The sequence below is a fragment of the Streptomyces lienomycini genome (genome assembly GCF_027947595.1).
Lineage (GTDB): Bacteria > Actinomycetota > Actinomycetes > Streptomycetales > Streptomycetaceae > Streptomyces > Streptomyces lienomycini.
In genome coordinates this window covers 4515594-4541007 of sequence record NZ_CP116257.1, presented here as the reverse complement: position 1 = coordinate 4541007, position 25414 = coordinate 4515594, and the positions used below count along the sequence as shown (strand labels likewise).

The window sequence follows — 25414 nt, the reverse complement described above, 5'->3', positions numbered from 1 at the left end:
CCTGCGGCTGCGCCGCCGCGCCGTCCCCTGGGAACGGCAGCGGCCGACGTGGCGCGAGGCGCGCCCCGCCGTCATCGCCGCCGCCCTCAAGCGGGCCGAGGCCCGCCCCTCGGGCAACTGGTACGTCCTCGGCGCGAGCACCGACGTACGTCCCACACGCCCGCTGTCCGGCACCGTCGAGGGCGTCGAGGTCGTCGTCTGGCGGGACGCGCGGGGGCGACTGGTGGGCGGCCCCGGCGCCTGCCCCCACCTCGGGGCGCCGCTGGCCGACAGCCCGGTGCGGTGCGGCACGCTCGTGTGCCACTGGCACGGACTCGCCCTGGACGGCGCCCCGTTCGCCGGCTGGGAACCCCTGCCGGTCCACGACGACGGCGTACTGGTGTGGGCACGGCTGGACACCGTGGGGGAGGAGCCGCCGACCCCGGCCCCCCTCGTGCCCGACCGGCCGCCCCGGGCGACGGCCCTGACGTCCGTGTGGCGGGGAGCGGGGACCTGCGAGCCCGAGGACGTGGTCGCCAACCGGCTCGACCCGTGGCACGGCGCCTGGTTCCACCCGTACTCCTTCGTGGACCTCACCGTCGTCGGGACACCCGGCGAGACCCCGCACGACGACGGGAACGGCGACCGCTTCGTCGTGGACGTCTCCTTCCGGCTCACCGGCCGCCTGGTCGTGCCCGTACGGGCCGAGTTCACCGCCCCCGGACCCCGCACCGTCGTCATGCGCATCACCGAGGGCGAGGGCGCGGGGTCGGTCGTGGAGAGCCACGCCACGCCGCTCGGACCGGACGCGAGCGGGCGGCCGCGCACGGCGGTCGTCGAGGCGGTGCTCGCCACCTCGGACCGGCCCGGCTTCCCCCTGGCCCGCCGCCTCGCACCGGCCCTGCGCCTGCTGATGCGGGCCGCCGCGGGCCGCCTGTGGCGCGACGACCTCGCCTACGCCGAACGCCGCGGACACCTGCGTGCCCGCGGCCGGTTCCCCGGCTGAACGGAGCGGCATCGCGATGCAGACCTTCCTCCCCCACCCCGGCTTCCGGGAGTCGGCCCTGGCCCTGGACCGGCGCCGCCTCGGCAAACAGCGCGTCGAGGCGCTCCAGGTGCTGCGCGGACTCACCGTCCCCGGCTACGGCTGGCGCCGGCACCCGGCGGTGCGGATGTGGACGGGCTACGAGGAGGCACTGGTCCGCTACGGCCTCGACGTCTGCCGGGTCTGGCGCGAGCAGGGCCACCAGGACAGCTGCGCGGCGTCACTGGTCGCGGGGCTCGCCGAGAGCCGGCCGGGGGAGCCGGTGCGGGACCAGCCGGAGCTGGCGGCCGCCGGAGAACTGCCTCCCTGGCTCGGCGACGAGGCCTTCCACCGCAGCCACCGCTCGGCCCTGGTGCGCAAGGAACCCGAGGTGTACGCCGAGCTGTTCCCGGGGGTCCCGGACGACCTGCCCTACGTGTGGCCGAGTTCGGACCGGGAGCGCGGGGACGCCTAGGACGGTGGGCCCGAGGCCGTCAGGCCCGCTGCCCGCCCGCGAGGTCCTTCATGTCGACCGTCTCGGCGGCCGGCGGCTGTTCGGGATCCACCGTCTCGCCGTACTCGCCGAACGTGACGCTGCCGGGGTTCTTGCCGCCCTCGGTCGTGGTCTTGAGGAGGTACGGCTCGCCCTCCGTCGCGACGTACAGCGTGAGCTTCTCGCCGCCGGAGGCGTCCTTGGTCAGCTCCAGGGCCTTCGCGCCGTTCACGTCCGTCGTGGAGCCGCGCTTCATGCCCCGGCGCTCCGACTCGTCCTCGTCCATGGCGGCGACGAAACCCTGCTTGTCGCAGACCCCGGCGGTCGTGGCGTCGTTCGCCGGCATCTTCACCCACTTGTCCCGGAGCTCGGGCACCATCTTGCGGGCCGCGTCGGGCTGCTGCTTCAGCGCGGTCCGCCAGTACCGCTCGTCACCGCGCAGGTAGAGGGTCGCGTCGGTGTGGCGTACGTCCGCCTCGGTCCCGCCGGCGCCGATGGTGCCCTCGCAGTTCTTCTCCTGGTCGACCGAGACGTCAATGGTGACGGTGCTCCCGTCCTCCAGACGCGTGTCGCCCTTCACGTGCATGGACTTCGCCTGCCGGGTGGCCTCGACGGCCTTCGCGGCGATGTCGTCGGCGCTCTGCCCCTCGAACGCCTCGCCCTCGTCGCCCGAATCACCGCCGCAGCCGGCCAGTAGGGCGACACAGACGCTCGCGGTCGCCACAGCGGTTGCCCCTTTGCCGGTGCGCACTGGAAGTACCTCCCATATCGTTTCATCTCCGTCAAATCCCTTGCTGTCCCGATGTGTTGGCATCGGGACTCTCCGACTACCCGCGATTTCCGTGGCATGCACGTGATGAAGAAGTCGTGACGGGCGTGTGAGCGGCCCTCGTCGCCGATTGGTCCCCGACAGCGCACCCGAAGTGGACCCCGTGGTGGACCGCCGCGCTCTCTAGCGTCGTGGTCATGAACGCCACCACCACGCGCGGGACCCTGCTCGCCGCGCTCGCCTGTGTCCTCGTCGGCGGCTCCTTCACCGCCAACAGCCTGCTCGGCGACTACCCCTACGCGGGCGGCCAGTTCCTGCGCTACGGGCTGGCCTTCCTGCTCCTCGTCCCGTTGGCCGGGCCCGGTGCGACGGCCCGGTTGCGGGCGCTCGGCACGGGCCGGTGGCTGCGCCTGGCCCTGCTGGCGGCCGTGGGCATGGTCGGCTTCAACCTGGCCGTCCTCGCCGCCGAACGCACGGCGGAACCCGCGGTGCCCGGCGTCTTCGTGGGCTGCGCGCCCGTGGTGGTCGCCGTCCTCGTCCCCCTCCTGGAGGGACGCGGGCCGCAACGGATCGTCCTGTACGGGGCGTTGTTCGTGGCCGTAGGGGCCTTCACGGTCCAGGGCTGGGGGCGCACCGACGGCGTCGGCATCGCCTTCTCCGTGTGCGCGCTGGCCGGCGAGGTCGGTTTCGCCGTCCTCGCCGTGCCCGTACTGCGTCCCCTGGGCCCGCGACTGCTGTCCACCGTGGTGTGCGGCGTCGCCGCGGCCGAGTCGGCGGTCGTGGGTGTGCTGGCCGACGGTGCCGGGTGGCTGCGGCGGCCCGACGCCGTCGAGGCGGGCGCGCTGCTGTGGCAGGCGGTGGTGGTCACCGTCGTCGGGTTCGTGTGCTGGTACATGGGCATGCAGCGGATCGGCGCCGAGCGCGCCACCCTGTTCTCCGGACTGATCCCGGTCGCCGCCGCCTGCACGGCGCCGCTCGTCGGCACGGGTTCCTACGGCGCCGCCCAGGCCGTGGGCAGCGCCCTGGTCTTCGCCGGGGTCGCCGTCGGCTCGGGCGTGTCCCTTCCGTTCACCCGCGGACGACGACGGCCCGCGGCGGGGCGTCAGGAGGCCTTCGAGCGGTCCTTGGAGAAGCTGTAGAGGTCCTTCGAGGTGGTGATCAGCTCACGCTGCTCCTGCCGGGATCCGACCATGGGCTGCGAGCCGTGCAGCGGCACCTGGGCGCTCTCCGGCAGGAACCTCACGGTCACCAGGCCGATGGCACCGGCCACCATCAGGTAGTAGGCGGGCATCAGTTCGTCGCCGCTGATGCTCACCAGCGCCTCGGCGACCAGCGGCGTGGTGCCGCCGAAGGCCGCGACGGCGAAGTTGAAGCCGATGGCCATGGCCGCGTAGCGCACCGCGGTCGGGAACAGCGCCGGCAGCGTGGCGGCACTGGGCGCGGCGAAGCAGGCCAGCAGGGTGGACAGCAGCAGCACCCCGAGGACCGGCACCCAGACGCCGTCCGCCCTCAGCAGCAGGAACGCCGGGATCGCGAGGACGATCATCGCCGCGGCGCCGACCGCGTACAGCGGACGTCTGCCGACGTGGTCGCTGAGCCGGCCGAGGAAGGTGATCAGCAGCACGATCCACACCATGCCGATCAGCACGAGCACGTCCGCGAAGCCGCTGGAGCGGTCCAGGGTCTCCGTCTGGTAGGTCGGCAGATAGCCGGTGACCATGTAGTTGGTGACGTTGTAGAGCAGCACCAGGCCCATGCAGACGAGCAGCGGGCGCCAGTGCTCGCGCACGATCGTCTTGAACTCGCTGCCCGCCGACTCCTGGGCGAGGCCCTTCTCGTGCTCGTCCAGCTGCTGCTGGAAGGCCGGGGACTCCTCCAGCTTGAGCCGCATGTACAGGCCGATGATGCCGAGCGGACCGGCGATCAGGAACGGCAGCCGCCAGCCCCAGTGCAGCATCTGGGCGTCGGTCAGCGACAGGTTCAGCACGGTGACCAGGGCCGAGCCCAGGGCGTAGCCGACGAAGGTGCCGAAGTCGAGCCAACTGGACAGGAAGCCGCGCCGCCGGTCGGGTGAGTACTCGGCGACGAACGTGGTCGCGCCGCCGTACTCGCCGCCGGTGGAGAAGCCCTGGACCATCCGGGCGAGCAGCAGCAGGATCGGGGCGGCGACGCCGATGGTGGCGTAGCTGGGGATGAGACCGATGGAGAAGGTGCCGAGCGCCATCATGATCATGGTGGTGGCGAGTACCTTCTGCCGGCCGACGCGGTCCCCGAGCGGGCCGAAGAACAGGCCGCCGAGCGGGCGTACGACGAAGGCCGCGGCGAAGGTGGCGAAGGAGGAGATGACCTGGGCGGCCGGGGAGGCGCCGGGGAAGAACACCTTGCCGATGGTGGCGGCCAGATAGCTGTAGACCCCGAAGTCGAACCACTCCATGCAGTTGCCCAGCGCCGACGCCCCGACCGCGCGCTTGAGGAGGGGTTTCTCGACGACCTGGACGTCCTCCTCGCGAAAGGCCCGCTTGGTGCGGCGGAGCCGGCGGGCCAGCTCCTCGCGCACCTGCCGCGGCAGGTGCGCGACCGAGCTCGGCATCTTCTTCCCGCTCCGGGGACCGGACCCGCCGTCGGGCTTCGCGTCGACCACGCCGCTGCCTTCCTGTCGCTCCGCCACAGTTCGCCTGAGCGAATTCTGTGCCGCAACACGGGAGGGGCGCATGCCGGAGCCGCTGCCCGGGGCGGCGCGGATGCCCCGGGCGGCGGCGGTGCGGTACGGCTCAGGGCTGTACCGGCATGCTCCAGCAGTTGGAGCCGGCCGCCTCGCCCTCGAGCCGGTCGGTCAGCCAGGAGATGGCGTTGCCCTGGTCGGTGAGCAGCGGGGCGAAGTGGTTGAGCAGGCCGCTGCCCACGCCCGGCAGCAGCACGGGGACGTAGGTGACCTTCGCGCCCTTGTCGCACCAGTCGACGGCCAGCCGTCGGGCCTGCCCGTGGGGGACCAGATCGTCGCTGGTGCCGGTGGCCACACGGACCGGTCCCGCGGGCTTGAGCGCGCCGATGCGCTGCTCGGCCAGGAAGTCCTGGAGCGCGGGCTCGGCCCGGATGATGTCGCCGAGGGACTGCCCGGTCTTCGTCCAGTCCGTGCTGCTGTCGCCGCCGTAGCCGAAGAGGGCGTCGCCCACGCACATGGTCGACAGGTCCTTCAGCGCCTCCCGGCCCGCCTCGTTGACGTACCGGTCGGCGATGGGCCGCAGGGCCGGCTCGGTCTGCAGGAAGCCGTTGAGCGACCAGCCGAGCGCGCCCGCCAGGTCGCTGCCGTCGATCGCCTCCGTCACCTTCGTCAGGTCGGCGGGCGGGGCGCCGGCGTAGGTACCGGCCAGCTCGACGTCGGGGGCGTAGGAGGGCTGGAGCTCGGCCGCGGCCGCCGTGGCGCCGCCGCCCTGGCTGTACCCGAACAGCCCCACCCGGGACTCGGCGGTGACGGACGCCGAGTCGAGGGAGCGGGCGGCGCGTACGGCGTCCAGCACCGCGTGGGCCCCGTCGACGCGGTTGACGTAGGTGTGCAGGCGGTCGGTGGTGCCGAGGCCCACGTAGTCGGTGACGACGACCGCGACGCCGCGCAGCAGGAGCCGGTAGACGGACAGGTCCTCGTAACCGACCGAGACCGTCTGCCCGTTGAGCTGCAGCGGGTGCTCCAGGGCCATCGAGGCGGCGCACTGGTCGCCCTGCCCCATGGTGCCGGGCGCGACGGCGACCAGAGGCCGCGGGCCCTCGCCGCGCCACTTCGCGGCCGGCTCGATGTAGGCGCCGGTGACGGCGACCGCCTCGCCGTTCGCGTCGGTGGACTTGTACATCAGCCGGGTCGCCCGGCCGGGAAGCGGGCCGTCGACGCCGGGCAGGCTGAGCGCCAGGGGGAGCGGCTCGCTGCGGACCAGCGCGCCGTCGGCGCCGGGGAGTTCGGACGGCGGGGTGTAGAAGGCGGGTATCTCGACACCGCGGGACGTCGTGGTCGTCGAGTCGCCGGCCGGTCCGTCGGCCGCGACGGCGGGGACGGCCTGCGCGCCGAGGGCGAGTGCGGCGGCGATCGCCGCGGCGAGCATGCGTGGACGTGGGGGCATGGCGAACCTCCTGGGGAAGGGCCGGATCCGGTCGTCCGCGGCCTCGTGGGGCCGGACCGCGGTCGCGCTGCTCCTGTGGGGTTACCGGACCGTAACCGGGCAGGGGTTACCAGGGGTAGCACCTTGTTCATTACGGTTCAGTAACTTGACGTCGCGTCTAACAAGAGCCCGGCCAGGCGTCCTGGGCGGCCAGCCGCAGCACCAGCGCCGCGATGTTCCAGGCGTCGTCCACGCCCCGGTGATGCCGCCCCTCCAGCGGCAGCCCCGCGATCTCCAGCGCCCGCGCCATGCCGGGGCGCCGACGCAGCCCGTGGGCCTCGGTGAAGACCGCCTTGGCGTTGGTGTGCGCGCGCTCGGCCGGGCGGCCGAAGGGGAAGGGCACCCCGTCGGCCGCGCACTGGCGGACCAACTGCTCGCGGTCGTAGTCGCCCCAGCTCGCCCAGGGCCGCGCGCCCGCGCCGTGTTCGCGCGTCAGCGTGTCGCAGGCCCGGGCGAGGCTCACGCCCCGGTCGGCCTCGGCCTGGGTGATACCGGTCAGCTCCGTGCAGAACGCGCCGACCCGGGAGCGGACCGGCCGCACCAGGATCCGGTGCCGGGCCACCCGCTCCCGGGCGTCGAGGTCGACCACGGCGAGACCGATCTCGATGATCTCGCTCACCGCGCCGGGCGGCGGCTGCCCGTCCCAGCAGGTGGCCTCCAGATCGATGACGTTCAGCAGGCCCGCGTGGCCCCCGTCCGCGCCGCGCCGGTCCATACCGGCACCGTACGGGGGCCGCGGTCCCGGGAGCACCCGGTTTTCCTTCCCGGCGTCGTCTAGCGACGGCTCCGCACCAGCAGGTACAGGAAGTACGGCGTGCCGATCACCGCCGTCATGAGGCCCGCGCCGAGCTGGGCCGGGGCGATCACCGTACGGCCCAGCAGGTCGGCGGCGCACACCAGCGTGGCGCCGAGCAGGACCGCGACCGGCACCACCCGCACGTGCCGCCGGCCCACCAGGGCGCGTGCCGCGTGCGGGGCGACCAGGCCGACGAAGCCGATCGTGCCCGCGCAGGCCACGGCGGTCGAACTGAGGACGACGCTCAGCACCAGGAACCCGAGGCGGCCCCGAGCCGGCCGCAGGCCGAGCAGCCGCGGCGTGTCCTCGTCCAGCGAGAGCAGGTCCAGCTCGGTGCGCCGGGCGACGGCCACGCCGATGCCGACGACCAGGGCCAGCGCCACCGGCACGACGTCCGGCATGGTCCGCCCGTAGGTCGAACCCGACAGCCAGGTCAGCGCCTTGTTGGCGTTGAACGGGTCGGTGAGCACGATCAGCAGGCTGATCAGCGCCGCCGTCCCGGACGCCACGCCGATGCCGACGAGGACCAGCCGGTTCTGCCGGAAACCGCCCCGGGCGGCGAGGCCGAAGACGACGACCGCGGTGACCGCGGACCCCGCGAACGCGGCACCGGCGACGCCCCACGTCCCGGCGGCCGGCACGGTGGTCACCAGGATCACCGCGCCCAGCGCGCCACCGCCGGTCACGCCGAGGACGTTCGGTTCGGCGAGCGGGTTGCGGGTGACGGCCTGCACGAGGGTGCCCGCCAGGGCGAGCGCCGCCCCCGCCGAGAGCGCGGCGAGCACCCGGGGCACCCGCGTGTCCAGTACGAAGGAGACGGTCCGCCCGGCCTGGCCCTGGGCCCAGTTGACCACGTCACCCAGCAGCAGCTTGCTGTCGCCCACCAGCACGGCGGCGATCACGAGCCCCACCAGGACCACGGCCAGGGCGGTGAGCGTGGCCAGGAAGACTCCCCGGCCGGGGGTCCGCAGCCGGTCCGGCGCCCCGGCCCCGGCGGTGTCCCGCACCCGCAGTGCCATGGCGACCAGGAACACGGCGCCGACCAGGCTGGTGACCACACCCGTGGGCACGGACACCGCGCGCGGGTCCGCGATCAGGGCCCGCAGCAGCACGTCCGAACCGAGCACCAGCGCCGCGCCGGTGAGCGCCGCCGCGGGCACGGCCGTACGGGAGCGGGTGAGGCCGCGAAACCGTCGGGCGAGCGGACGCACCAGGGCGGGGGCGCACAGGCCGACGAAGCCGATGGGCCCGGCGAGGGTGACCGCGGCGGCGGACAGCAGCGCCGCGAGCACGACGACCGTGACGCGGGTGGCCCGCACCGGGACGCCGACACCGCGCGCGGTGTCGTCGCCGAGAGCCAGCGCGTCCACCCGGCGAGCCGTCAGCATCAGCCCGGCCAGGCCGGCCAGGGCGATCGGCAGCATCTGCAGGACGCCGTCGAAGCCGTTCTGGGCGATGCTGCCCTGGTTCCACTCGTAGAGGCCCTTCGTCTGCTCCGGGAAGAGCAGCAGCAACGCCTGCGTCATGGAGTTCAGGCCCAGCATCAGCGCGGTGCCGGCCAGCACGAGGCGGACGGTGCCCGTGCCGAGGCCGGACAGTCCGAGCACGACGGCCGCCGCCGCCAGACCGCCCGCGAAGGCGACGCCGGAGGAGGCGATCATCGGCAGTGAGACGCCGGTGGCGCCCACCAGTCCCAGCGCCAGGTAGGAACCCGCGTTCACCGCGAGGGTGTCCGGGGAGGCGAGTACGTTGCGGCTGACCGCCTGGAGCACGGCGCCGGCCGCCCCCAGGACGGCGCCGACCAGGAGCCCGGCGGTCATGCGGGGCAGCCGGGAGGCGACGACGACGGACGCGTCGTCCGCGGCGGCCTGCCCGGTCAGGGCCTTGAGGACCTCGGACGGTCCGACGGCGGCGGTGCCCTGGGTGATGTCGACGACGGCGAGTACGGCGACCAGCAGGACGATCCCGGCCGTCACCGCGGCCGCGCCCGACCGGGACGTGGGGGCCGCCGGCGGACGGGCCGCCGGATCGGTCGTGGGTTCGGTTGCGGTGACGGCCATGGCCTCGCTACTTCGTCAGCGCGCCGACGACGGCGTCGATGTACGCCTCCATCGACCCGGGACCGCCGAACATCCAGATGCCGTCGTCGAGGCGGTGCACTTCCCCGGCCTTCACGAACGGCAGCGACTTCCACACCGCGTTCTCGGCCAGCGGGCCGGTGAACGGGGTGGCGCTCGCGTCCTCGTCGTTGCCGATGTAGGCGAACCGGGTGTCCTTCGGCAGCTTGGTCAGGCCCTCGACATCGGTGGCACCGAGGCCGTAGGCCTCGTCGCCCTCGACCGTCCAGGCGTTCTCCAGACCGATCGCCTCGTTGACCTCGCCGATGAGCGAGTTGGCGGTGTACGGGCGGATCGAGATCTGGTTGGAGGCGACGTAGCCGTCGGCGAAGGCGATGGGCTTGCCGGCCGCCCCGGCGTCGGTGAGGGCCTTCCTGCCCTCCGCGACCTTGGCCTCGAAGTCCTCGCGCAGCGCCTCGGCCTTGTCCGTGGTGCCGGTGGCCTGGGCGATGAGGTCGACGTTGTCCAGCATCCGGTCGATCTGGCCGGTGCCGTCGGCGGACGTCACCTCGATCACCGGGGCGACCTCGCGCAGCTGCTTCACCGCGGCCGGCGGGAGGTCGGTGGTGGCGACGATGAGGTCCGGGGCGAGGGAGGCGACGGTGTCCATGCTCGGCTCGCCGCGGGTGCCGATGTCCTTCGGCTCGTTCTTCAGCGGGACGGCGCTGTCCCAGGTCTTGTAGCCCTTGACGTCGGCGACGCCGACCGGGTCGACACCGAGCGAGACGAGGCTCTCGACGACGTTCCACTCGGTGGCCACGACCTTGGTGGCCGGTCCGTCGAGCTTGACCTCGGTGCCCTTGCCGTCCTTGAGCGTGATCGCCTCGGAGGCCTTCTTCTCCGTCTTGTCGGCGGCGGGTTCGGTGGTGCCGCAGGCGGCGAGGGTGAGCGCCGCGGCGGTGGTGGCGGCCGCGGTGAGCAGGAGGCGTCTCATGAGGTGGTGCCGAGCCTTTCGGGGGTGCGTATGTGGTGGCGGCCGATCGGGCGGGTGCGCAGCCGGCCGGTGAGGGGGTCGGTGTCGACGTCGATGCGGATGCCGTAGACGGCGGTGAGCCGTTCCGGCGTCAGCACGTCCTCGGGCGGGCCGTCGGCGACGATCCGGCCCGCTTCGAGGAGCGTGATCCGGTCCGCGACGGCCGCCGCCTGGTCGAGGTCGTGCAGGACGACGCCGACGGCGATGCCGTGGTCGTCCGCCAGGTCCCGGATGAGGTCGAGGAGTTCGACCTGGTAGCGCAGGTCGAGGTAGGTGGTCGGTTCGTCCAGCAGCAGGACGCCGGTCTCCTGGGCGAGGCAGCTCGCGAGCCACACCCGTTGCAACTGCCCGCCGGAGAGGTGGTCGGCGCCGCGGTCGGCGAGAGCGTCGACGCCGGTGAGCGCGAGCGCCCGGTCGACGGCGGCCGGGCCGCCCGGGTCGGGCCGCCCCCAGCGGCCCCGGTAGGGGTAGCGGCCGAACTCGACGACGTCCCGTACGGTCAGCCCGCCCGGCGTCGGGCGTCCCTGGGTCAGCAGGGCGACGTACCGCGAGAAATCACGGGGCGTCAGTGCCAGCGCGTCGGTGGTGCCGTCGAGGCCGATCGTGGCGCTGCGGGCCCGCTGCAGCCGCGCGACGGTCCGCAGCAGCGTCGACTTCCCGCTGCCGTTGGGGCCCACCAGGACGGTCACTTCGCCGGGCCTGAGGCGGACCGCCGCGTCGTGCAGGACGTCGACCCCGTCGTAGGCGACGGTCACGCCCGTCGCGAGCAGTTCATGACCGCGCAGGCGCGGGATACCGGCTGCGTCTTCACCTGATCTCACGCAGTGAAGGTTAGCCTAACCTAAGCAGTGCTGGTGAGGGCGGGGCTCACCCGGCGACCGGGGCGATCGCTCCGTCGCTCGCCGCCCGGCCGGCCGGACCGCTCAGCTCGCCTGCCACGACTGGGGTTTCCACAGACCCGCCCGGTTCAGGGACTGCGGGCAGTGGAGGTAGATCTCGTCGATCTCCAGGAGCAGCGCGAGGTCCGGCCGCCTTCCGTCCCGCGCCATCGCGTCGAAGAACGGCGCGTCGGTGAGGATGCGGACCCGCCCGTTGACCCGCAGTACGTCCTTGCCGCCCGGGACGAGGTAGAGCAGGGCGGCGTGCGGATTGTCGAGGATGTTGTGGAAGCTGTCCCCGCGCCGGTTCCCCGGCCGGTCCGGCAGGGCGAGGGTGCGGGAGTCGAGCACGTGGGTGAATCCGGGGGCGTCGCCGCGCGGGGAGACGTCGCAGTCGCCGCCCGCGTCGGCGGTGGCCAGGAGGCAGAAGGGGGAGCGGGCCAGGATGTCCCGGTCCAGGTCGGTGAGCCGGTCGTGGACCTTGTCGATGACGACGGGCCAGGGCTCGCCCAGCAGCTCGCGCAGTTGTCCGTGCGACGCGAGTTCGACCCAGCCCTCCTCGGAGGCGGTGCCCGGCCGGTCGGTGGTCGCGTCGATCGTGTGTGCCAAGGCCGGCTCCCGGGTGTGCTCTCGAAGGCGTGCGCTTCGAATGGTGATTGCACGCGAAACATTATCCGATCTTAGGTTCGCCTTACCTAAGACCCGGTGGCTGTACCCGGTGGGCCGCCTCAGAAGGCGTAACGGATCCGCAGCCACGGCGTGTGGTCGGCGACCAGCGCGCGGAGCCGGGCGACCGCCTCCGCCTTGACGTCCACCCGGTAGCGCACGTTGAGCCCGCCGCTCTCGGAGCGCTTGGCCTGCTGGATCTCCGGCCGCCACAGCGCCTCCTCGGCGCGCGGGTGCCAGCCGAGGTTGACCTGGTGGAGGTCCCGGTTGTGCGTCAGCATGATCACCTCGGCGGCGGCCTGCCGCTTGACCCGGTCCGGCAGGACGTCGTCGAGGTGCCGCAGCAGCTCCGTCCAGGCATCCTCCCAGCCGGGCCGTACGACCACGGGGGAGAGGTTGAAGTGCACCTCGTAGCCGGCGTCCAGGAAGTCGCCCGCGGCGGCGATGCGCTCGGCGACCGGCGAGGTGCGCACGTCCAGCAGCCGGGAGTCGTCCGGCGGCATCAGGGAGAAGCGGATCCGGGTCCGGCCGCGCGGGTCGAGGGCGAGCAGGTCGGGGTTGACGAACTTCGTCGCGAAGGACGCCTTGGCCGTCGGCCACTGCCTGAAGGCGTGCACCAGGTCCGCGGTGTTGTCGCAGATCAGGGCGTCCACCGAGCAGTCGCCGTTCTCACCGACGTCGTAGACCCAGGCGTCGGCGTCGCACTGGTTCGGCTCGCGCTTGGGACCCTGCCGGGCGATGTGCCGGCCGAGGTGGGCGATGATCCGGTCGATGTTGGTGAAGACGGTGACGGGATTGGCGTACCCCTTGCGACGCGGCACGTAGCAGTAGGCGCACGCCATCGCGCAGCCGTTGGAGGCGCCCGGCGCGATCCAGTCCGCGGAGCGGCCGTTGGGGCGGGTGGTCAGCGTCTTGCGCTCGCCCAGCACGAGCGTCTCGCCCTTCACGCGCACCCAGCGCTCGACGTTGCCCTCGTTGCCGTGCAGCCCGGGGATGCCCCAGTGGGAGTCCACCTCGACCACCCGGGCGTCGGGGAACCGGGCGAGGACCTGCCGGCCGCGCGGGGAGGCGGCGGCCGCCGGCTCGGCGTGGATCTCCCGCACCGGCAGCAGCCGGCGGGCGGCGGCCGAGTCCCGCAGGAGCGGTCCGGCGGCGGGCGCGGCGGCCGCCGGACCGGACGCCAGGGCGTCGAGGCCGAACAGCGTGCCGGAGCCGTCGTCCGGCGCGGTGGACGGGTCGTGCATGAGGGCTCCGGGACGAGAGTGCGGGAGGGACCGGGCGGCTCGGCCGCGGTCCGCTCCCCCCACTGTACGAAGCGCCGGGCACCTTCCGCCGTGTCACGCACCGCGTCGGGGGCATACGCGTGACACGGCACCGGCCCGGTGCCGCCGATCCGAAGGGATGTACACCGTGCTCGCCATCATCGCGGCGGTTCTGTTCCTCATCGCCTGGCTGATCAACGCGGCGGAGGTCTCGACCAACGACATCTTCACCTCCACCAACGTCATGCTCATCGGCCTCGCCCTGCTGGCCCTGCACGTCGCCGGCGTCGGCAGCGGCTGGGCGACGCGCGGGCGCCGCCGCTGAGCCGCGCCCACGGCCCCGTCAGGGGATGCGCGCCACGCCCGCGTAGATACCGCTCTCCTCCGGCGCGGGCGGCTCCAGGCCCTCGCCGGACCACTCGGTCGCCGTGACCAGCCCCGGCGGCACCATTTCCAGCCCGTCGAAGAACCGGGCCACCTCCGCCCGGGTGCGGAACCCGAGGCGGATGCCGCCCTTGGCGTACTGCGCGATCACCTGCTCGGCCAGCTCGGGGAAGAGGTCGATCGCCGCGTGCGAGAGGACCAGGTGGCTGCCCGGGGGAAGGGTCTCGACCAGTCCCCGGACGATGCCGTGGGCGTCCTGGTCGTCCGGGACGAAGTGCATCAGGGCGATCAGCGACAGCGCGATCGGCCGGTCGAAGTCCAGGATCCCCCGGGCGTGCCGTACGATCTCGGCCGGCTCGCGGACATCGGCCTGGATGTAGTCGGTGGCCCCCTCCGGGCTGCTGACCAGCAGCGCCTCCGCGTGCCGCAGCACGATCGGGTCGTTGTCGGCGTACACCACCCGCGCCGTGGGCACCGCCCGCTGCACGATCTGGTGCAGGTTCGGCTCGGTCGGGATGCCCGTGCCGATGTCCAGGAACTGGTCGATGCCCCGAGCGGCGAGGTGCGCCACCGCGCGGTTCATGAACGCGCGGTTCTGCCGCGCCGCGTCCCGCGCCTCGGGCGGCAGGGTCTCGCCCACCGCCTCGTCGACCGGGTAGTTGTCCTTGCCGCCCAGCAGCCAGTCGTAGACACGCGCGGGGTGGGCCCGGCCGGTGTCGATGTGGGGAGGCTGGGTGTGTTCCGTCGTCATGGCAGGCTCCGTGCTCCGGGAGGTGACGCTCCGCCGCAGTTTTCGATCATCGTACTGCGGTGTCACCGCGCCACGCCCCCTTCGGCCGAGGGGAGTTGCCGATCATGCCGGGAAGGGCCCCCGGAGCGGTGTGCGCCGCTCCGGGGAGTCGGTGGCGGGCGCTCAGCCGGTGGGCCCGCGCAGGACGGCGACACCCCGGCCCGCGAGCACGACCGCGCCCTCGTCATCGGTGGCCCCCACCAGGACCTCGCCGGTGATCCCCGGGACGGTGACGGTCTCGTCGGTCCGGTTGACCAGGAACAGGAACCGGCCGCCGGGACCCCGGCGCACGGTCGCCTCGACCGAACCGCGAACCCCGGCGGGCAGCTCGCTCCTCACCCCGGCGGGTTCCAGCAGCCGCGGCAGCAGCGCGGCGAGCCCCTCGGCGCCGAGCCGGGTGGAGACGTACGCGGCCGAACCGCCGCCCGCGCCGCGCCGGGTGACCGCGGGGCGGCCCGCGTACGCACCGGTGCGGTAGCGGACGAGGACCTCGGTCTCGGGCGCGGTGACGGTCACGTGGTCGGTCCACAGCCCGCCGGTGCTGTCGTCGTCCAGCTCCACGCCCTGCCCGGCGGGCAGCGGGCCGAACTCCTCGACGCGGATGCCCAGCAGGTCCCGCAGGGCGCCCGGATAGCCGCCGAGCCACACGTGGTCGTTCTCGTCGACGACACCGGAGAAGTACGTGGTGACCAGGTGCCCGCCCTGCTCGGCGTAGCGCGTGAGGTCCTTGGCCAGCTCGGCCGGGACCAGGTGCAGCACCGGCGCGATCAGCACCCGGTGGCGGCTCAGGTCGGCGCCGGTGGTGACGACGTCGGCGCGGACGCCGAGGGACAGCAGCGCCGAGTACCAGTCGAGCGCCTCCTGGTGGTAGTCGAGCAGGGAGGTGGGGTGCGAGTCCTGCTCGCTCGCCCACCGCGACTCCCAGTCGAAGAGGATGCCGACCTCGGCGGGCTCCCGCTCGCTCCCGGCGACCGGCGCGAGCGCCTTCAGGGTGTCGCCGAGCGCGGTGACCGCGCGGAACAGGTCGCTGTCCGCGCCGGCGTGCGGGACCATCGCCGAGTGGTACTTCTCCGCGCCGGCCGCCGACTGGCGCCACTGGAAGAAGCAGACCGCGTCCGCGCCGTGCGCGACGTGCGTGAGCGAGTCACGGGCCAGGTCACCGGGCCGCTTGGCCAGGTTGACGGGCTGCCAGTTCACGGCGCTCGTGGAGTGCTCCATCAGGAACCAGGGGCGGCCGCCCGCGATGCCGCTGGTGAGGTTCGCCGAGAACGACAGCTCGTCGCGGGCCTGCGGGCCCGGCACGACGTAGTGGTCGTTGGCGACGAAGTCCACCTCGCCGGCCCAGTCCGCGTAGTTCATGCCCTTGGTGCCGGGCATCACCATGAAGTTGGTGGTGACGGGGACGTCGGGGGTCAGCTCCCGCAGCAGGTCCCGCTCCGCGCGCAGGTGGTCCTTGAGCGCGTCCGAGGAGAACCGCTTGAAGTCCAGCTGCTGGGTCGGGTTCGGGTGCGAGGCCGCCAGCCGGGGCGGCAGGACCTGTTCCCAGTCGCTGTAGCGCTGCGACCAGAACGCCGTGCCCCAGGCGTGGTTGAGGGCGTCCGTAGTGCCGTACCGGGCGCGCAGCCAGCCACGGAACGCGCGGGCCGCGTCGTCGGAGTAGTCGTGGACGTTGTGGCAGCCCAGCTCGTTGTTGACGTGCCAGGCGACCAGCGCCGGGTGACCGGCGTAGCGGGTCGCCAACTCGCGGACCAGGCGCAGGGCGTGCTCCCGGAAGACGGGCGACGTCGGGCGCCAGTGCTGGCGCGCTCCCGGCCACAGCGTCTCGCCCCGGTCGGTGACCGGGAGGATCTCCGGGTGCGCGGTGGTCAGCCAGGGTGGCGGGGAGGCGGTCGCGGTGGCCAGGTCGACGCCGACGCCGTGCGCGTGCAGCAGGTCCATGACCTCGTCGAGCCAGGCGAAGTCCCAGGTGTCGGGGCCCGGTTGGATCCGGGCCCAGGAGAAGATGCCGAGCGACACGATGGTGACGCCGGCCTCGCGCATCAGCCGGACGTCCTCCTCCCACACCTCCCGCGGCCACTGCTCGGGGTTGTAGTCGGCTCCGAAGGCGAGACGGGCGGCGGGCACGCCGTCCGCCCCGCGGTGGAGGCGGGAGTGGAGGGTGGAGATCATGGCGGTCCTTCCGGTGGGGGCGTGCGCTACTTCTCGACGGTGAAGCCCTGCTCCTCGCCGTACTTCACCGATGCCTCCTGCCACGACCTCAGGCCCTCGGCCAGCGTGGTGCCCGAGACGTAGGCCTTGCCGACGGTGTCGTTGAAGACCGAGTTCGCGTAGACCTGGTAGGGCAGGTACGACCAGTCGTCGGGGACGTCCGCGGCCGACTCGGCGAAGATCTTGTTGGCCTTCTGGCCGCCGAAGTACGGGAACGCGGTGTCCTGGAACCTGGTGGACTGCAGGTCGGCGGTGGTGGCCGGGAAGGCGCCGTTCTTCAGGCGGGTCTGCACGCCGTCACCCGCGTTCGCGTACTCGACGAAGGCGTACGCCAGCGCCTCGTTCCCGCCCAGCTCCGGCAGCGCGAGCGCGCTGCCGCCGTTCTCGGCGCTGACCTTGCCGCCCGCGGTCCACTGCGGCAGCGGGGCGACGCGCCAGTCGCCGGACGCCGCCTTCGCGCCGGACTCCAGGTTGGCGGGCATCCACGCGCCGGTCGCCAGCGTCGCGATGCTGCCGTCGGCCAGGCCCTTGTACCACTCGTCGGTCCAGGCGGGGACGGTGGCGAGCAGCTTCTCGTCGATGAGCTGCTGCCAGGTGTCGGTGAACGTCTTGGCACCCTGGTCGGAGAAGTCGATGTTCACTTTGGTGCCGTTCACCGTGTAGGGCCGCGAACCGGCCTGCCAGAGCATGCTGGTGGCGAACCCGGCGTCGCCGTTGTCGGCGGTGATGTACGCCTTCGGGTCGGCCTTGTGCAGGTCGCGGGCGGCCTCCAGGTACTCGGCCCAGGTGGTGGGCACCTCGATGTCGTACGTGTCGAAGACCTTCTTGTTGTAGAACAGCGCCATCGGACCGGAGTCCATCGGCAGCGCGTAGACGCCGTCCGAACCGGCCTTCACCCCGTTCCACGGACCCGGGGAGAACTGGGCGGACAGCTTGTCGGCGCCGAAGGACTTCAGGTCGGTGAGCTGCTTGGTCAGGGCGTACTGGCCCATCGCGTAGTACTCGATCTGGGCGACGTCCGGGACGCCCTTCTTCGCCGAGACCGCGTTCTGCAGGGCCGTGTACTCGTCCTTGTTGGTGCCTGCGTTGACCAGGTCGACCTTGACGCCCGGGTGCGCCTTCTCGAAGTCCGCGGCGACCTGCTCGAGCGTGGGCTCCCACGCCCACACCGTGATGGTGCCGCCCTCCTTGAGGGCCGCCTGTATGTCCGCCTCGGAGACGGCCTTCCCGCTCGACCCCCCGTCGTCGGAGTCGCCGCAGGCGGTCGCCCCGAGGGCGAGGGCGCAGACGAGGGCCGTGCCGCGCAGGAGGCGGCGCGCGTGCTGGGGCAGGTGTGTGGGCATGGGCGTGCTTCCACTTCTTCGTGGCCGGAACCGGCACCGGTCGGGGATGGGCGGGGTTGTGAGGGGCGGGGGAGCGCTACTCCTTGACGCTTCCGGCGGCGAGACCGGACTGCCAGTACTTCTGGAGCAGCAGGAACGCGGCGATCAGCGGCAGGATGGTGAGGAGCGACCCGGTGACGACCAGGTTGAAGACGGCCTCGCCGCCCGCGGTCGCGGCCTGGGCGTTCCAGCTGTTCAGGCCCAGGGTCAGCGGATACCAGTCGGGATCCTTGATCATGATCAGCGGCAGGAAGTAGTTGTTCCAGGTGGCGACCATGGTGAACAGCAGGACGGTGACGATGCCGGGCGCCAGCAGCGGCAGGGCCACCCGGAAGAACGTGCGCACCTCGCCCGCCCCGTCGATGCGGGCGGCCTCCATCAGCTCGGTCGGGATGGCCTCGGTGGCGAACACCCACATCAGATAGAGACCGAACGGCGAGATCAGGGACGGGACGACCACCGCCCACGGGGTGTTGGTCAGCCCCATCTCGCTGAACATCAGGAAGGTCGGTACCGCCAGTGCCGTGCCCGGTACGGCCACCGCGCCGATGACGACGGCGAAGACGGCACGCCGGCCGGGGAAGTCGAACTTGGCGAGCGCGTAGCCGCCGAGCACGGCGAGGAAGGTGGCCCCGCCCGCCCCCAGCCCCACGTACAGCAGGGTGTTCAGCAGCCAGCGGGTGAAGACGCCGTCGTCGTAGGTGAACGTCTCGGCGATGTTGTCCCACAGCGCGAAGTCGCCGTCGAACCAGAGGCCGAAGGAACGGGACAGCCCCTCCTGCGTCTTGGTGGCGCTGATGGCCAGCCAGACGAGCGGCACCAGGCTGTACAGCAGTACGAGGGAGGTCAGCACGGTCAGCAGCACGCTGCGCCGCGGCCTGTCGGCCGAGTGCCGGCGCCGGGACGTACGCAGCCGGGGGACGGGGCCCGGGGTGCCGGACCGCTCGGGCGCGGACCGGTCGGAGACGGTGGCGACGGGACTGGGCATCGCTGCCTCACACTCCCTTGCGCATGCCGCGCAGCTGCACGACGTAGGCGATGACCATGGTGATCAGCCCCATGACGATGGCGACCGTCGCGGAGTAGTTGTGCTGCTGTCCGTTGAAGGACAGCGAGTACGTGTAGTAGTTCGGCGTGTAGTCCGTCGTGATGGCGTTGCGCGCCAGCGGCTGCAGGATGCTGGGCTCGTTGAAGAGCTGGAAGCTGCCGATGATCGAGAAGATCGTGGCGATCACCAGGGCCCCGCGGATGGCCGGGAGCTTGATGGCCGTGATCACGCGGATCTGGCCGGCGCCGTCGATCTGGGCCGCCTCGTACAGCGAGTGCGGGACGACGCGCAGCGCCGAGTAGAAGATCAGCATGTTGTAGCCGACGAACTCCCACGTCACGATGTTGCCGATGGAGGCCAGCACCAGGCCGGGGGAGAGCGGGTCGGGCAGCGAGACACCGAGCGCGCCGTTGATGTCGCCGACCAGGCCGAAGCGGGTGCCGTACAGGAAGCCCCACATCAGGGTGGCCACCACGGCGGGCACGGCGTACGGCAGGAAGATCGAGATGCGGAAGAAGTCCCGGCCGTAGAGGCGCCCGCTGTCCAGCGCGAGGGCCACCAGGAGCGCGATGCCCAGCATGATCGGCACTTGCACCGCGAGGAAGAGGGAGACCCGGCCCAGCGAGGCCCAGAACCGGTCGTCCCGCAGCGCCTCGGCGTAGTTGTCCAGGCCGACGAAGGTGGTCCCGCCGATGAGCTGGTCGCGGAAGAGGCTCAGGTAGACCGAGTACGCGATCGGTGCGAGGAACACCAGGGCGAAGACGGCCACGAAGGGTCCGAGGAAGCCCCACCCCGCCCAGGAGCGGCGGTCCCGCCGCACCGGGGGTGGGGCCGGATGCGGCCCTGCGGCGGCCGGCGGTTGCAGCGTCGTCATCGTCGTCCTCGCTCGTCCCGTCCCGGAGCTTCGGGAGCCGCCCTGTTTACGTAAACATCGCGCACCGCGGCAAGCGCCCAGGGCGGGTTTCGGGGCTGGTATGTTTACGTAAACATTTGATGGCGGCATGTCTACACTGCCCCGAGGACGACGGTCAAGGGTCCTTCGTGGGCCGGGAATCGGGCAGTGGCGGAGAGGTGGCTGAGGGCAGTGGAGACGGCTGAGGGAGTCGCGGGCGCGCGGGACGCGGGCACGCGCCGCCGACGCGCCGGCCGGGTGCCCACGGCGTCCATGGCGGACGTGGCCCGGCTCGCGGGGGTCTCCTCGCAGACCGTCTCCCGTGTCTCCAACGGCTACGCGGGCGTGACCGAGGAGACCCGGCGGCAGGTGCTGGCGGCCATGAAGGAACTGGGCTACCGGCCCAACAGCGCGGCCCGGGCCCTCAAGCGCGGCGAGTTCCGCACCATCGGCGTCATCACCTTCACGCTGGGCACCACGGGCAACGTGCGCACCCTGGAGGCCATCGCCACCTCCGCGGCGAGCGAGGGGTACGCGGTGACCCTCCTCCCGGTCGCCGTCCCCACCCAGGACGAGGTGCGCGGCGCGTTCTCGCGGCTGGAGGAGCTGGCCGTCGACGCGGTCGTCGTCATCATGGAGGTCCACCTCCTGGACGCGGCCTCCCTCACCCTGCCGCCCCACGTCCAGGTCGTCGTGGTCGACTCCGACGCCGGCGACCACTACACGGTCGTCGACACCGACCAGGCCGGCGGCAGCCGCGCCGCCGTGCGCCATCTGCTGGACCTCGGGCACGACACGGTGTGGCACCTGGGCGGCCCCGAGGGCTCCTTCGCCGCCCAGCGCCGCACCGACGCCTGGCGGCACACGCTCACCGAGGCCGGCCGGACCCCGCCGCCGCTGGTCCGGGGCGACTGGTCGGCGGAGTCCGGCTACCGGGCCGGCCTCGAACTCGCCGCTCGCGACGAGTGCACCGCCGTCTTCGCGGCCAACGACCAGATGGCCCTCGGCCTGCTGCGCGCCCTGCACGAACGCGGCCGGCGCGTGCCCGAGGACGTCAGCGTGATCGGCTTCGACGACATCGCCGAGGCCGGTTCCTTCCTGCCTCCGCTGACCACCGTCCACCAGGACTTCGCCGAGGTCGGGCGGCTGTGCGTGCGGGCCGTACTGCGCCAGATGCGCGAGGGCGGCCCGGAGCGGGGCACGACCCTGGTGCCGACCCGGCTGGTGACCCGGGCGAGCACGGCGCCGCCGCGGACGTGAGGGGCGCGGGGGCGGCGGGCGCGGGGCGGCCGAAGGGGACGGAGCGCCGGTTTGGGGGCGGCCGGGCGGGAAACCCCACAAGCCGACCGTTGTCCTCCACATGCCCGGGAGAGCCCCATGAGCCAAGTCGCCGACTACGTCCTCCAGCGCCTGTCCGAGTGGGGCGTCCAGCGGGTGTACGGCTATCCCGGTGACGGCATCAACGGTCTGCTCGGCGCCTTCGACCGCGCCGACGGGGACCCGGAGTTCATCCAGGCCCGGCACGAGGAGATGGCCGCGTTCATGGCCTGCGCGCACGCCAAGTTCACCGGCGAGGTGGGCTGCTGCATCGCCACCTCGGGACCCGGCGCGGTGCACCTGCTCAACGGCCTGTACGACGCGAAGCTCGACCACCAGCCCGTGGTGGCCGTGGTGGGCCAGCAGAAGCGGCTGTCGCTGGGCACCCACTACCAGCAGGAGATCGCCCTCGACCAACTGTTCGCGGACGTCTCCGAGTTCTGCCAGATGGTGGTCCATCCCGGCCAGGCCCGGCACGTGATCGACCGGGCCTTCAAGACCGCGCTCACCACACGCGGGGTCGCCACGATCATCATCCCCAACGACATCCAGGAGGAGGAGGCCCAGCCCTCCCCGCCCAGGGAGCACGGCTCGGTCTTCTCCAGCGTCGGCTGGAGCCGGCCGAGGGTCCTGCCCGACCTCGACGAACTGCGCAAGGCCGCCGACATCCTCAACGCGGGCGGCAAGGTCGCCATGCTGGTCGGCCAGGGCGCGGCGAAGGCGGAGGCCGAGGTGAAGGAGGTCGCCGAACTGCTCGGCGCCGGTGTCGCCAAGGCCCTGCTCGGCCGCGAGGTCCTGCCCGACGACCTGCCCTACGTCACCGGCCCCATCGGGCTGCTCGGCAGCAAGGCCAGCGACAACATGATCCAGGGCTGCGACACCCTGCTCATGGTCGGCAGCAGCTTCCCCTACTCGGAGTGGCTGCCGGAGGAGGGACAGGCCAAGGGCGTCGAGATCGACATCGACGGCCGCATGATTGGCATCCGCTACCCCATGGACGCCCACCTCGTCGGCGACTCCAGGGAGACGCTGCGCGCCCTGATCCCGATGCTCGAACGCAAGAAGGACCGCGGCTGGCGGGAGAAGATCGAGAAGGACGTCCGGGAGTGGAACGACCTGTGCGACCGCTGGGCCGGCGAGCACTTCGGCAAGACGATCAACCCCCAGTCGGTCGCCGCCGAACTGTCCTCCAGGCTGCCGGACGGCGCCATCCTGTCGGCCGACTCCGGCTCGGGCACCAACTGGTGGGCCCGCCACCTCAAGCTCCGCGAGGGCATGCGCGCCTCGCTGTCCGGCACGCTGGCCACGATGGGTCCGGGCACGCCGTACGCCATCGCCGCGCGGTTCGCCTACCCGGACCGGCCGGTCATCGCCTTCGTCGGGGACGGCGCGTTCCAGATGAACGGCATGAACGAGATGATCACCGTCAAGCGCTACCTGGACCGCCTGTCCGGACCCGCGCCGCTCATCTTCTGCGTGTTCAACAACCAGGACCTCAACCAGGTCACCTGGGAACAGCGCGCCATGGCCGGCGACCCCAAGTACCCCGGCTCCCAGGACATCCCCGACGTCCCCTACGCCGCCTACGCCGAACTCCTCGGCCTCAAGGGCATCGTCTGCGACGACCCCAAGAAGGTCGGCGCCGCCTGGGACGAGGCACTCGCCGCCGACCGGCCCGTGGTCCTGGAGTTCAAGGTGGACGCGGAGATCGCGCCGATCCCGCCGCACATCATGAAGGAGCAGGGCAAGAAGGCCGTCAAGGCCGCCCTGCACGACCCCGAGGCCACCGGCATCGCCACCAAGGGCGTACGCCAGAAGCTCACCGAGTACGCCGAGCACCTCTCCGGCCGGGGCAAGAAGTGAGCGGCGCGCGGCACAGCCGCCGGGTCGTCGTCGTCACCGGCGCGACCGGCGGCGTTGGCCGGGCCACCGTCCGCGCCTTCGGCGCCCGCGGGGCCGCGGTGGCCCTGCTCGCGCGGGGCGAGCACGCCCTGGAACGGGCGGCCCAGGAGGTCCGCGACGCCGGCGGGAGCGCGCTGCCCCTGGTCGTGGACGTCGCCGACCCGGAGGCCGTGGACGCGGCGGCCGGACGGATCGAGGAAGAGCTGGGCCCCATCGACGTATGGGTGAACGCCGCCTTCTCGACCGTCTTCGCCCCCGTGGCGGAGATCCGGCCCGAGGAGCTGAAACGGGCCACCGAGGTCACCTACTTCGGCTTCGTCCACGGCACCCAGGCCGCCCTGCGGCGCATGACGCCGCGCGACCGCGGCACCATCGTCCAGGTCGGGTCCGCCCTGGCCGAACGCAGCGTCCCGCTCCAGGCCGTCTACTGCGGGGCCAAGCACGCCATCCAGGGGTTCACCGAGTCGCTGCGCTGCGAACTGCTGCACGACCGCAGCGGGGTACGGGTGACCATGGTCCAGATGCCGGGGCTCAACACGCCCCAGTTCAGCTGGGTCCTCAGCCGACTGCCCCGCCACCCGCGCCCGGTGGCCCCCGTCTACCAGCCGGAGATCGCCGCCGACGCGGTGCTCTACGCCGCCGACCATCCCGAGCGGCGCATGTACTGGGTCGGCGGCTCCACCGTCGCCACGCTGCTGGGCCAGAAGCTCGCACCGGGGCTCCTCGACCGCTATCTGGCCCGCACCGGCTACGACGGCCAGCAGACCGGCGACCCCGTCGACCCGTCACGGCCGGTCAACCTCTGGAAGCCGCCGGACGACACCGCCCCGGACGACTACGGCGCCCACGGCGTCTTCGACGACGAGGCCCACCCGCACAGCCTGCAGTTCTGGCTCTCCCGGCACCGCCGGCCGCTGGCCCTGGCCACCGCCGTGACCGGGGCGGCCGCCGCGGCGCTCACGGTCGGCCTGCGCCGGAGCGCCGGCTGACCGGGGTACCCCGGGTCAGTCCGGCTCCCGGTCGACGTTCCTGGTCCACCAGTGGTGCTCGCAGAACCAGTGCCCGACCATGGCGCCGCCGAAGACGACGAACCCGACCCCGATCAGCCAGGACTCCACCACCAGCACGATGCCGACCGTGCCGTAGCTGAACGCGTTGTCGAGGATGAGCGGCGTGAAGAAGAGGTACGAGAAGCCGCGCAGGCCGATCAGGCCCACCATCGTGGCGAACGCCCCCGGCAGCAGGTCGCGCCAGCGGACCTGGCCGCCCAGCAGGAAGTGCTGGCCCCACCAGAAGAACAGCATGCCGCTGGCGGTGGACAGCACGATCCTGGCCGACCCGTGCAGCGCGGTCCGCGTCTGCACCTCCTGGTAGAGGTAGACGGTCAGCAGGGCCACCCAGGTCATCTGGCGCCAGATGCGGTGCCACGGGCCGGACGGCAGTTCCCAGATGCGCTCGTAGCCGTTCTGGACGCTGGCCGCGAAGGACACGCCGAACACGGCGAGCAGGATGCCGCCCCACACGCTCGTCGTGCCGACGACCTTGGTCGGGGGACTGACGATGTCCGTCAGCACGCGGGCCGACCGGCCGGACAGCCCCATGCCGTCGGCCAGCCAGGACGCGAAGCCGCCGCGTCCCAGCGGGTCGGCGGCGGCCACCACGATCAGCAGCGGTGCGAGCGTGACCAGGGCGAGTGTGGCGAATCCCATGGCCCGGTGCATCAGCTCCAGGTCCCGGCCGCGCCGGACGAGGGCGGACGCCGCCAACCGGTCCCACACACGGTGGAACGGCCGCCACAACCGGTTCACGAGTGCTCCTCGGGCGTCCCTTCGATGGCTCGCCGACGGGAGACTGAGTGACCCGGCCGGCGCCCGGACAAACGTCGGTCCACCCGGACGGCCCGCTCACGGGCCGGGACTCAGGGGTCCGAGCGCTGCTGCTCTCGCATCCGCTCGTTGTGCCAGGCGATGGCGGCGCGGATCTGGGCGTCCTGGAGGCCCGTCCGGCAGCCGAGCTGGTCCATGGAGAGGGCCGGCGGGCCGGTGGTCAGCGCGCGGGTCAGCTTCGCCGCCCACAGCTCCTCGTCCACGAAGGGCCGGTCGGCGTACCCCGCCTTGATCACGTCGAAGTGGTCGTCCGAGCACGTGGTGATGAGCCGCAGCCCGTCGAACCACTCGTTGCTGGTGTGCACCGCGGAGGAGTCCGGCACGTAGCCGCTCACGGACTCGTCCTCGGGAAAGACCCTGGCGCACAGGTCGCACAGCTCCACGGGGACCGGCTTGGCGGTCCGACGGCCCTTTCTGCCTTTGCGCTTCCACATGGCGACTCCCGGGGATCGGCGTCCGGAATGCCGGAGTTACCCGCGGGGCGGGAAGCAAACGCCCCG

The 25414-nt window shown here is 72.6% G+C and carries 23 protein-coding genes; 7 read left to right on the top strand and 16 right to left on the bottom strand.

Annotation, left to right across the window (positions count from 1 at the left end; genetic code table 11):
- Position 1 precedes the first annotated feature (1 nt).
- Both BJ961_RS20555 and BJ961_RS20550 read left to right on the top strand, forming a co-directional pair.
- Positions 2-985: a DUF5914 domain-containing protein gene (locus BJ961_RS20555; RefSeq protein WP_271417114.1), complete on the top strand. Its 984-nt coding sequence runs from the start codon at positions 2-4 to the stop codon at positions 983-985.
- 16 nt (positions 986-1001) lie between these two features.
- Positions 1002-1478, top strand: a complete 477-nt coding sequence (locus BJ961_RS20550; RefSeq protein ID WP_271414254.1) for an MSMEG_6728 family protein — start codon at positions 1002-1004, stop codon at positions 1476-1478.
- A gap of 19 nt (positions 1479-1497) precedes the next feature.
- Here the strand turns inward: BJ961_RS20550 and BJ961_RS20545 are convergent, their stop codons facing one another.
- Positions 1498-2220, bottom strand: coding sequence for a hypothetical protein (locus BJ961_RS20545; RefSeq protein ID WP_271414253.1), 723 nt, complete (start codon positions 2218-2220; stop codon positions 1498-1500).
- 242 nt (positions 2221-2462) lie between these two features.
- Here BJ961_RS20545 and BJ961_RS20540 point away from each other — a divergent pair, with 242 nt between their 5' ends.
- Positions 2463-3404, top strand: coding sequence for a DMT family transporter (locus BJ961_RS20540; protein ID WP_271414252.1), 942 nt, complete (start codon positions 2463-2465; stop codon positions 3402-3404).
- On the opposite strand, the gene proP is transcribed toward BJ961_RS20540, so the two are convergent.
- The 8 genes from proP to BJ961_RS20500 form a co-directional block, all read right to left on the bottom strand.
- Positions 3368-4855, bottom strand: coding sequence for a glycine betaine/L-proline transporter ProP (proP, locus tag BJ961_RS20535; protein WP_271417113.1), 1488 nt, complete (start codon positions 4853-4855; stop codon positions 3368-3370). The two genes, BJ961_RS20540 and proP, sit on opposite strands and share 37 nt — an antisense overlap.
- Positions 4856-5036: 181 nt before the next feature.
- Positions 5037-6374 (bottom strand): lipase family protein, encoded by a 1338-nt coding sequence (locus tag BJ961_RS20530; RefSeq protein ID WP_271414251.1) that lies wholly within the window; start codon positions 6372-6374, stop codon positions 5037-5039.
- A gap of 157 nt (positions 6375-6531) precedes the next feature.
- Positions 6532-7128: a 3'-5' exonuclease gene (locus tag BJ961_RS20525; RefSeq protein ID WP_271414250.1), complete on the bottom strand. Its 597-nt coding sequence runs from the start codon at positions 7126-7128 to the stop codon at positions 6532-6534.
- A 59-nt stretch (positions 7129-7187) separates the two neighbouring features.
- Complete coding sequence (locus BJ961_RS20520) at positions 7188-9269, bottom strand: iron ABC transporter permease (protein WP_271414249.1); 2082 nt, start codon at positions 9267-9269, stop codon at positions 7188-7190.
- Positions 9270-9276: 7 nt separating this feature from the next.
- Positions 9277-10260 (bottom strand): iron-siderophore ABC transporter substrate-binding protein, encoded by a 984-nt coding sequence (locus tag BJ961_RS20515; RefSeq protein ID WP_271414248.1) that lies wholly within the window; start codon positions 10258-10260, stop codon positions 9277-9279.
- Positions 10257-11120 carry an ABC transporter ATP-binding protein gene (locus tag BJ961_RS20510; protein WP_271414247.1) on the bottom strand — a complete coding sequence of 288 codons (864 nt, stop codon included), beginning with the start codon at positions 11118-11120 and terminating at the stop codon, positions 10257-10259. The genes BJ961_RS20515 and BJ961_RS20510 overlap by 4 nt, the downstream gene beginning before the upstream one ends.
- Positions 11121-11222: 102 nt before the next feature.
- On the bottom strand, positions 11223-11786 hold the full coding sequence (locus tag BJ961_RS20505) for an MSMEG_1061 family FMN-dependent PPOX-type flavoprotein (RefSeq protein ID WP_271414246.1): 564 nt from the start codon (positions 11784-11786) through the stop codon (positions 11223-11225).
- 119 nt (positions 11787-11905) lie between these two features.
- A complete protein-coding gene (locus BJ961_RS20500; protein WP_271414245.1) occupies positions 11906-13087 on the bottom strand; it encodes a spore photoproduct lyase family protein in 1182 nt (393 codons plus the stop codon).
- A gap of 157 nt (positions 13088-13244) precedes the next feature.
- Here BJ961_RS20500 and BJ961_RS20495 point away from each other — a divergent pair, with 157 nt between their 5' ends.
- Positions 13245-13430 carry a hypothetical protein gene (locus BJ961_RS20495; RefSeq protein ID WP_271414244.1) on the top strand — a complete coding sequence of 62 codons (186 nt, stop codon included), beginning with the start codon at positions 13245-13247 and terminating at the stop codon, positions 13428-13430.
- 18 nt (positions 13431-13448) lie between these two features.
- On the opposite strand, the gene BJ961_RS20490 is transcribed toward BJ961_RS20495, so the two are convergent.
- The 5 genes from BJ961_RS20490 to BJ961_RS20470 all read right to left on the bottom strand — a co-directional run bounded on the left by BJ961_RS20490 (position 13449) and on the right by BJ961_RS20470 (position 19791).
- Positions 13449-14240: an SAM-dependent methyltransferase gene (locus BJ961_RS20490; protein WP_271414243.1), complete on the bottom strand. Its 792-nt coding sequence runs from the start codon at positions 14238-14240 to the stop codon at positions 13449-13451.
- Positions 14241-14402: 162 nt separating this feature from the next.
- Positions 14403-16448 (bottom strand): beta-galactosidase, encoded by a 2046-nt coding sequence (locus BJ961_RS20485; RefSeq protein ID WP_271414242.1) that lies wholly within the window; start codon positions 16446-16448, stop codon positions 14403-14405.
- Between the two features lie 26 nt (positions 16449-16474).
- Complete coding sequence (locus BJ961_RS20480; RefSeq protein WP_271414241.1) at positions 16475-17830, bottom strand: ABC transporter substrate-binding protein; 1356 nt, start codon at positions 17828-17830, stop codon at positions 16475-16477.
- A gap of 76 nt (positions 17831-17906) precedes the next feature.
- Positions 17907-18857, bottom strand: coding sequence for a carbohydrate ABC transporter permease (locus BJ961_RS20475; protein ID WP_271414240.1), 951 nt, complete (start codon positions 18855-18857; stop codon positions 17907-17909).
- A 7-nt stretch (positions 18858-18864) separates the two neighbouring features.
- The gene (locus BJ961_RS20470; protein ID WP_271414239.1) at positions 18865-19791 is read right to left on the bottom strand and encodes a carbohydrate ABC transporter permease; all 927 of its coding nucleotides are present in this window, start codon (positions 19789-19791) and stop codon (positions 18865-18867) included.
- A 210-nt stretch (positions 19792-20001) separates the two neighbouring features.
- Between BJ961_RS20470 and BJ961_RS20465 the strand changes: the two genes are divergently transcribed.
- The 3 genes from BJ961_RS20465 to BJ961_RS20455 all read left to right on the top strand — a co-directional run bounded on the left by BJ961_RS20465 (position 20002) and on the right by BJ961_RS20455 (position 24017).
- Positions 20002-21069: a LacI family DNA-binding transcriptional regulator gene (locus BJ961_RS20465; protein ID WP_381160749.1), complete on the top strand. Its 1068-nt coding sequence runs from the start codon at positions 20002-20004 to the stop codon at positions 21067-21069.
- A gap of 117 nt (positions 21070-21186) precedes the next feature.
- Positions 21187-22989 carry a thiamine pyrophosphate-requiring protein gene (locus tag BJ961_RS20460; protein WP_271414238.1) on the top strand — a complete coding sequence of 601 codons (1803 nt, stop codon included), beginning with the start codon at positions 21187-21189 and terminating at the stop codon, positions 22987-22989.
- Complete coding sequence (locus BJ961_RS20455) at positions 22986-24017, top strand: SDR family oxidoreductase (protein ID WP_271414237.1); 1032 nt, start codon at positions 22986-22988, stop codon at positions 24015-24017. The genes BJ961_RS20460 and BJ961_RS20455 overlap by 4 nt, the downstream gene beginning before the upstream one ends.
- A 15-nt stretch (positions 24018-24032) precedes the next feature.
- Here BJ961_RS20455 and BJ961_RS20450 read toward each other — a convergent pair whose 3' ends face one another.
- Positions 24033-24836, bottom strand: a complete 804-nt coding sequence (locus tag BJ961_RS20450; protein WP_271414236.1) for a ribonuclease BN — start codon at positions 24834-24836, stop codon at positions 24033-24035.
- Between the two features lie 110 nt (positions 24837-24946).
- Positions 24947-25348: a hypothetical protein gene (locus BJ961_RS20445; RefSeq protein ID WP_271414235.1), complete on the bottom strand. Its 402-nt coding sequence runs from the start codon at positions 25346-25348 to the stop codon at positions 24947-24949.
- Positions 25349-25414: the final 66 nt, after the last annotated feature.